This is a genomic window from Streptomyces sp. SX-6 (assembly GCF_059089585.1).
In genome coordinates, this window is the sequence record NZ_JBTHHU010000065.1 from 1 (window position 1) to 8,201 (window position 8,201).

The window sequence follows — 8,201 nt, forward strand, 5'->3', positions numbered from 1 at the left end:
CCGACAGAACCTCCACCGACCCCACCGGCCGATCCGGCTCCGCAACAAACCCCCGCAACAGACGCTCAAAACGACCCACAAACCCCTCGACCGTCTCCCGGTCAAACAGATCCACCGAGTAGGCGAACACACCCGACAGACCCGCAGGGCGACGATCGGTGTCGAAGGCTTCATCGAGGTGCACCGACAGGTCGAACTTCACCGTGCCCGACGCCGCCGACTCGCCGCTCAGGGCGAGTCCTGGGAGGGCGAGCTCGGCCTCTTCGTTGTTCTGGAAGGTCAGCATCACCTGGAACAGGGGGTGCCGGGACATCGACCGGACCGGGTTGAGAACGTCCACCAGGTGCTCGAACGGCACATCCTGATGCGCGTACGCGGCCAGATCCGCCTCACGCACCCGCCCGACCAACTCACGGAAACTCGGATCACCCGACACATCCGTACGCAACACCAACGTGTTCACAAAGAAACCGACAAGATCGTCCAACGCCTCATCCGTACGCCCGGCAATCGGCGAACCGATCGGGATATCCGTCCCCGCACCCAACCGCGACAACAACGCCGCAAACGCCGCCCGCACCACCATGAACACACTGGCGCCGCAGTCGCGGGCAAGGTCTACAAGGCTGTTGTGCAGCTGTGCGTCAAAAGCCACCGTGACGGTGCCACCTCGGTGTGAGGCCACTGCCGGCCGGGTGCGGTCGGCAGGAAGCTCCAGCTGCTCCGGCAGGCCGGCCAGTTGCGTCTTCCAGTACTCGACCTGCCTGTTGAGCAGACTGTCGGAATCGGACTCGTCACCGAGCAGCTCCCTCTGCCACAGCGCATAGTCCGCGTACTGCACCGGTAGCGGCCGCCAGGCCGGGGCCCGGCCAGTGGTACGCGCCTCATATGCCGTGGCCAGGTCTCGCGCCAGCGGAGCCATCGACCACCCGTCACCGGCGATGTGGTGCAGCACGACAACCAGGACATGTGTGGTTTCGTCAAGTTTGAACAGCGATGAACGCAACGGAACTTCAGCAGCGAGGTCGAAGCCACGCTGCGCCGCACGCGCTATCGCAGCTGGCAGCTCCTCTTCACCGATCTCCTGGACAGGTATTTCCACCGTGGCCGTTGCCGCGTCGAGGACGCTCTGGACGGGTGCGCCATCGGCGGCCTCGGGGAAGACAGTGCGCAGGGTTTCATGGCGTACGACGACATCGCGCAGGGCTGAGCGCAGGGCTTCCCGGTCCAGCGGACCGACAAGCCGCAACGCGATGGGCATGTTGTACGTGGCCGCCGCCGAACCCTCGAAACGGTTGAGGAACCACAACCTGCGCTGCGCAAACGACAAGGGGATCTCCGCCGGGCGAGACACCGGCTCCAACGCCGTGCGCGCAGTCTCCGCACCGATCATGCGGGCGTTCAACTGGGCAACCGTCGGAGCCTCGAACATTGCCCGGGGCTGGACCTCCACACCGAACACCGCTCGGATGCGGCTGATTACCCGAGTCGCATGCAAAGAGTGGCCGCCGAGGTCGAAGAAGCTGTCGTCCATCCCGACCTGTTCCACGCCGAGCACATCCGCGAAGATCGCGCACAAGGCTTCCTCACGAGCATCGCGCGGGCCGCGCACGCGCCGCGTGCTGGCGAAGTCGGGGGCGGGCAGGGCGCGTCGGTCGACCTTGCGGTGGGTGGTCAGGGGCAGTTCGGCCAGAGTGACCACCGCGGCCGGGATCATGAACTCCGGCAGACGCTCACCGAGATACCGACGCACTTCACCCGCATCAACAGCGGAACTTCCGTCGGTGGGCACAACATAGGCGACCAGACGCTTGTCCCCCGGCCGGTCCTCGCGGACCATCGCCACCGCCTGCGCGATCTGCGAATGAGCAACCAGAGCCGCCTCGACCTCGCCGAGCTCGATACGGAAACCGCGGACCTTCACCTGCTCATCCGCACGCCCCACAAACTCCAACTGCCCATCACGCCGACGACGCACCACATCCCCAGTCCGATACATCCGCTCACCCGGACCACCAAAGGGATCAGCAACAAAACGCTCAGCACTCAAACCCGGCTTCCGCAAATAACCACGCGCCAGCTGAACACCCGCCAAATACAACTCACCAGCCACACCCACCGGCACCGGCCGCAAACCCTCATCCAACACATAAGCACGCGTATTCCACACCGGCCGCCCAATCGGCGGCACACCCCCACCCGACAACGGCTCACTCGCCGTCGACGCCACCGTCGCCTCCGTCGGACCATACACATTCACCATCCGACGCCCAACCGACCACTCCCGCACAACCTCCCCCGAACACGCCTCACCCGCCACCACCAACGTCACACCCTCCGGCAACCCCCCAGCCTCCGCCAACACCGGCAACGTCGCAGGCGGCAACGTCACATGCGAAACCCCACCCTCCCGCACCAACGAAACCAACCCCGCACCCGGAACCAACCGCTCAGCCGAACCCAACACCAACGCAGCACCCGCCAACCACGCCGGCCACATATCCGCCACCGCAGCATCAAAACTCGGCGAAGCAAACTGCAACAACCGACTCCCACCACCAACACCCAAACGCGCAATATGATCACGCGCCAAATTCACCACACCCCCATGACCAACCACCACACCCTTCGGCCACCCCGACGACCCCGACGTATACACCACATACGCCGCACCCAACCCCGACAAAACACAACCCCGCTCCCCATCCCCCAAATCCACACCCGACTCAACCGAAACAGCATCGGCGATCTCCTCAACCACCCACGCCCTAGTGCCATTCGGTACGACACCCCGCACCAATGCACTGGTAAGCACGAGCGCCGGCCGGGAATCATCAATCATGTACGCGATGCGCTCTGCCGGATACTGCGGATCCACCGGCACATACACCGCCCCCGCCTTCAACACCCCCAACATCGCCACCAACAGGTCCACCGAACGCGGCAACACCAACGCCACCACATCCTCCGAACCCACACCCCGACCCACCAAGAACCGCGCAAGACGATTCGCCCGCGCATTCAACTCCGCATAACTCAGCTCAACATCCCCGAACACCACAGCAATCGCCTCCGGCGTCCGAGCCACCTGCTCCTCGAACACCACCGGCAACGACACCCACGGCACCTCAACCCGCTCACCCTGCCAACCAGAAAGAGACTCCTCCCTCTCCCGGGCCAACAACACATCCACCGCACCCACACGAGAATCGGGATCCCTCACCACCACATTCAGAAGCCGACCGAACCGCGCCGCCAACTCCTCAACCGTCACCCGATCAAACAGATCAACCGCAAACTCAAAGACTCCAACAAGCCCAGCCAAGTCACCGTCGTCACTGTGCTGCTCACGCACACTCAACTGGAGGTCGAACTTCGCGGCGCCGGCCTCGGACGGCTCGGCGGTGAAGGTCAGCCCCGGAAGACGGAAGTCGGCCTGCTCGGTGTTCTGGAAGGTCAGCATCACCTGGAACAGGGGGTGCCGGGACATCGACCGGACCGGGTTGAGGGCCTCCACCAGGTGCTCGAACGGCACATCCTGATGCGCGTAGGCGGACAGGTCGGATTCCCTTACGCGGCCGACCAGTTCCCGGAAGGTCGGATCACCCGAGAGGTCCGTACGCAACACCAGCGTGTTCACAAAGAACCCGACAAGGTCGTCCAACGCCTCATCCGTACGCCCGGCAACCGGTGAACCAATCGGGATGTCCGTCCCCGCACCCATCCGCGACAACAACGCCGCGAACGCCGCCCGCACCACCATGAACACACTCGCACCCGACTCCCGAGCCAGCGCGACAATCCCCCGATGGGTCTCCGCGTCAACCTCGAAGACCAGCCGGTCACCTTGGTAGGAGGCAACAGCAGGACGGGCGTGGTCCACCGGCAGCTCCAACTGCTCCGGAAGATCAGCGAGTGTTTCCTTCCAGTACGCGACCTGCCGGCTGAGCAGACTCTCCGGATCGGATTCCTCGCCCAGCAGTTCCCGCTGCCACAGCGCATAATCCGCGTACTGCACCGGCAACGGCTCCCACTCCGGAGCACGGCCGGCAGTACGCGCCTCATACGCAGCCGCCACATCCCGCGCCAACGGCACCATCGACCACCCATCACCCGCGATGTGATGCAACACCACCACCAACACATGCACATCACCGGCCAACATGAACAACCGTGCGTGCACCGGGATTTCGATGCTCAGGTCGAATCCTTGGTTGGACACATCAACGACCGCCGCCGAGATTTCCTCCTCCGAGACTTCCACTACGGGAAGCGCGAGGCGGACCTCATCGATATCCATGACCTTCTGGTACGGGGTGCCATCCACGTTCTCCAAGAGCAGCGTTCGCAGGCTCTCATGGCGTGCGATCACATCTTGAAGCGCGGCATTGAGTGCTTCCCTGTCCAATTCACCAGTGAGCCGAAGCGCAATGGGGATGTTGTATGTGGCAGCCGCCGATCCCTGAATTCGATTCAGGAGCCAAAGTCCACGCTGGGCGGGTGACAGTGGCACCTCAGCAGGTCGGGGCCCGGCCTCCAATGCCGTCCGGGCCACTGCGCCGTCAGCCGCCAACCACTCCGCCAGCTGCACTACCGACGGACCTTCAAAGAGGGTGCGCAGAGGAAGTTCCGCGTTCAGGACGGTACGGATCCGGCTGATCACACGGGTGGCCAACAGCGAGTGACCACCCAGATCGAAGAAGTTGTCGTCGATGCCGACCCGCTCCACGCCGAGCACATCCGCGAAGATCCCACACAAGACTTCCTCACGAGCATCACGCGGACCGCGCCCCGAAACCACCATGTGGTAATCAGGGGCGGGCAGAGCACGTCGGTCGACCTTGCGGTGGGCGGTCAGGGGCAGTTCGGCCAGAGTGACCACCGCGGCCGGAATCATGAACTCCGGCAGACACTCACCGAGATACCGACGCACTTCACCCGCATCAACAGCGGAACTTCCGTCGGTGGGCACAACATAGGCGACCAGACGCTTGTCCCCCGGCCGGTCCTCGCGGACCATCGCCACCGCCTGCGCGATCTGCGAATGAGCAACCAGAGCCGCCTCGACTTCGCCGAGCTCGATACGGAAACCGCGGACCTTCACCTGCTCATCCGCACGCCCCACAAACTCCAACTGCCCATCACGCCGACGACGCACCACATCCCCAGTCCGATACATCCGCTCACCCGGACCACCAAAGGGATCAGCAACAAAACGCTCAGCACTCAAACCCGGCTTCCGCAAATAACCACGCGCCAGCTGAACACCCGCCAAATACAACTCACCAGCCACACCCACCGGCACCGGCCGCAAACCCTCATCCAACACATAAGCACGCGTATTCCACACCGGCCGCCCAATCGGCGGCACACCCCCACCCGACAACGGCTCACTCGCCGTCGACGCCACCGTCGCCTCCGTCGGACCATACACATTCACCATCCGACGCCCAACCGACCACTCCCGCACAACCTCCCCCGAACACGCCTCACCCGCCACCACCAACGTCACACCCTCCGGCAACCCCCCAGCCTCCGCCAACACCGGCAACGTCGCAGGCGGCAACGTCACATGCGAAACCCCACCCTCCCGCACCAACGAAACCAACCCCGCACCCGGAACCAACCGCTCAGCCGAACCCAACACCAACGCAGCACCCGCCAACCACGCCGGCCACATATCCGCCACCGCAGCATCAAAACTCGGCGAAGCAAACTGCAACAACCGACTCCCACCACCAACACCCAAACGCGCAATATGATCACGCGCCAAATTCACCACACCCCCATGACCAACCACCACACCCTTCGGCCACCCCGACGACCCCGACGTATACACCACATACGCCGCACCCAACCCCGACAAAACACAACCCCGCTCCCCATCCCCCAAATCCACACCCGACTCAACCGAAACAGCATCGGCGATCTCCTCAACCACCCACGCCCTAGTGCCATTCGGTACGACACCCCGCACCAATGCACTGGTAAGCACGAGCGCCGGCCGGGAATCATCAATCATGTACGCGATGCGCTCTGCCGGATACTGCGGATCCACCGGCACATACACCGCCCCCGCCTTCAACACCCCCAACATCGCCACCAACAGGTCCACCGAACGCGGCAACACCAACGCCACCACATCCTCCGAACCCACACCCCGACCCACCAAGAACCGCGCAAGACGATTCGCCCGCGCATTCAACTCCGCATAACTCAGCTCAACATCCCCGAACACCACAGCAATCGCCTCCGGCGTCCGAGCCACCTGCTCCTCGAACACCACCGGCAACGACACCCACGGCACCTCAACCCGCTCACCCTGCCAACCAGAAAGAGACTCCTCCCTCTCCCGGGCCAACAACACATCCACCGCACCCACACGAGAATCGGGATCCCTCACCACCACATTCAGAAGCCGACCGAACCGCGCCGCCAACTCCTCAACCGTCACCCGATCAAACAGATCAACCGCAAACTCAAATCCCGCTTCCAGGCCGGCGGGCGCACCCTGGTCGTCAAATCGTTCCGAAAGCCCCAACGAGAGGTCGAACTTCGCTGCGCCACCGTCGTTCTTTTCAATGCTCAGTGCAACGCCAGGGAGTTGAAGAACCGGCTGGCTCTGGCTCTGGAAAGCCAGGGCGACTTGGAAGAGAGGGTGCCGGGACATCGACCGGACCGGGTTGAGCACCTCCACCAGGTGCTCGAACGGCACATCCTGATGCCCGAAGGCCCCCAGATCCGACTGCCGCACCCGCTCGACCAGTTCACGAAACGTCGGGTCACCCGACACATCCGTACGCAGCACCAGCGTGTTCACAAAGAACCCGACAAGATCGTCCAACGCCTCATCCGTACGACCCGCCACCGGCGAACCAATCGGGATGTCCGTTCCCGCGCCCATCCGCGACAACAGAGCGGCGAACGCCGCCTGCACCACCATGAACACGCTCGCACCGGACTCCCGGGCCAGCGCGACGATCCCCCGATGGAGTGCCGCGTCCAGCGTGAACTCGACGCTCTCCCCTCGGTACGAGGCAACAGCGGGCCGGGGACGGTCCACTGGCAGGTCCATCTGTTCCGGCAACCCGGCGAGGGTTTCCTTCCAGTACGCAACCTGCCGGCTGAGCAGACTCTCCGGATCGGATTCCTCGCCCAGCAACTCCCGCTGCCAAAAGGCGTAGTCCGCGTACTGCACCGGCAACGGCTCCCACTCCGGAGCACCACCGCTCACCCGCGCCTCATAGGCAGCCGCGACATCCCGCGCCAGTGGCGCCATGGACCAGCCGTCTCCCGCTATGTGATGCAGCACCACGACCAGCACATGTACATCGCTGTCCAGCGCGAACAGTCGCGCCCGCATGGGAGCATCGGTAGTGATGTCGAAGCCGTGCGTGCGGAATACGGACAGCTCGTCGTCCACCTCGTGCGCGGTGGTCGACACCACCTCCATGCCCGACCATGCCTGGTCGGTGTCGAGGATCCGCTGGTGTGGGATGCCGTCGGAGCCTTCGGGGAAGACCGTGCGCAGGCTTTCGTGGCGTTCCATGACGTCCTGCAGCGCGGCGGCCAGCGCCTCCCGATTCAGGGTGCCGGTCAGCCGCAGGGTAATCGGCAGATTGTAGGTGGCAGCCGCATCGCCCTCGAGCCGGTTGAGGAACCACAGTCGACGCTGGGAAAAAGACAGGGGAATCATCGGTTCTCGTTCTCCTTGAGCTGCGGCATGCGTCGCAGTGCCGGCCGGTGCGACTTCGTCGCGGTTCCCAGCTGTTCGGTCAGATTGACGATGCTTGGTGATTCGAAGAGGGCGCGCAGGGGGAGTTCGACGCCGAGACGGGTGCGGATGCGGCTGATGAGGCGGGTGGCCAGCAGGGAATGGCCGCCCAGATCGAAGAAGCTGTCATCGATCCCGACCCGCTCCACGCCCAGTACCTCGGCGAAGATCTCGCACAGCGCCCGCTCACGCTCGTTGCGCGGTGCGCGGAATGTCGTGGCGTCCGCATAGTCCGGCGCGGGCAACGCGCGTCGGTCCAGCTTGCCGTTGGCCGTCGTGGGCAACGTGTCAAGGACCACCACCGCGGCCGGCAGCATGAATTCGGGGAGGCGACCGCTGAGGAAGCGGCGTACTTCGGCGCCGTCGACCGTGCCACCCGCGGCAGGAACGACATAGGCGACCAGCCGCTTGTCACCGGGACGGTCCT

Annotated in this window: 2 protein-coding genes; both read right to left on the reverse strand. The window is 64.2% G+C overall.

Features of this window, described 5'->3' with window-relative positions; translation table 11 throughout:
- Window positions 1-7,696 (reverse strand): amino acid adenylation domain-containing protein (locus tag ACV530_RS36290; protein WP_494336999.1); only part of this gene is annotated, 7,696 nt, incomplete at its 3' end.
- Window positions 7,693-8,201 (reverse strand): phosphopantetheine-binding protein (locus ACV530_RS36295; protein WP_494337000.1); only part of this gene is annotated, 509 nt, incomplete at its 5' end. The genes ACV530_RS36290 and ACV530_RS36295, both read right to left, overlap by 4 nt.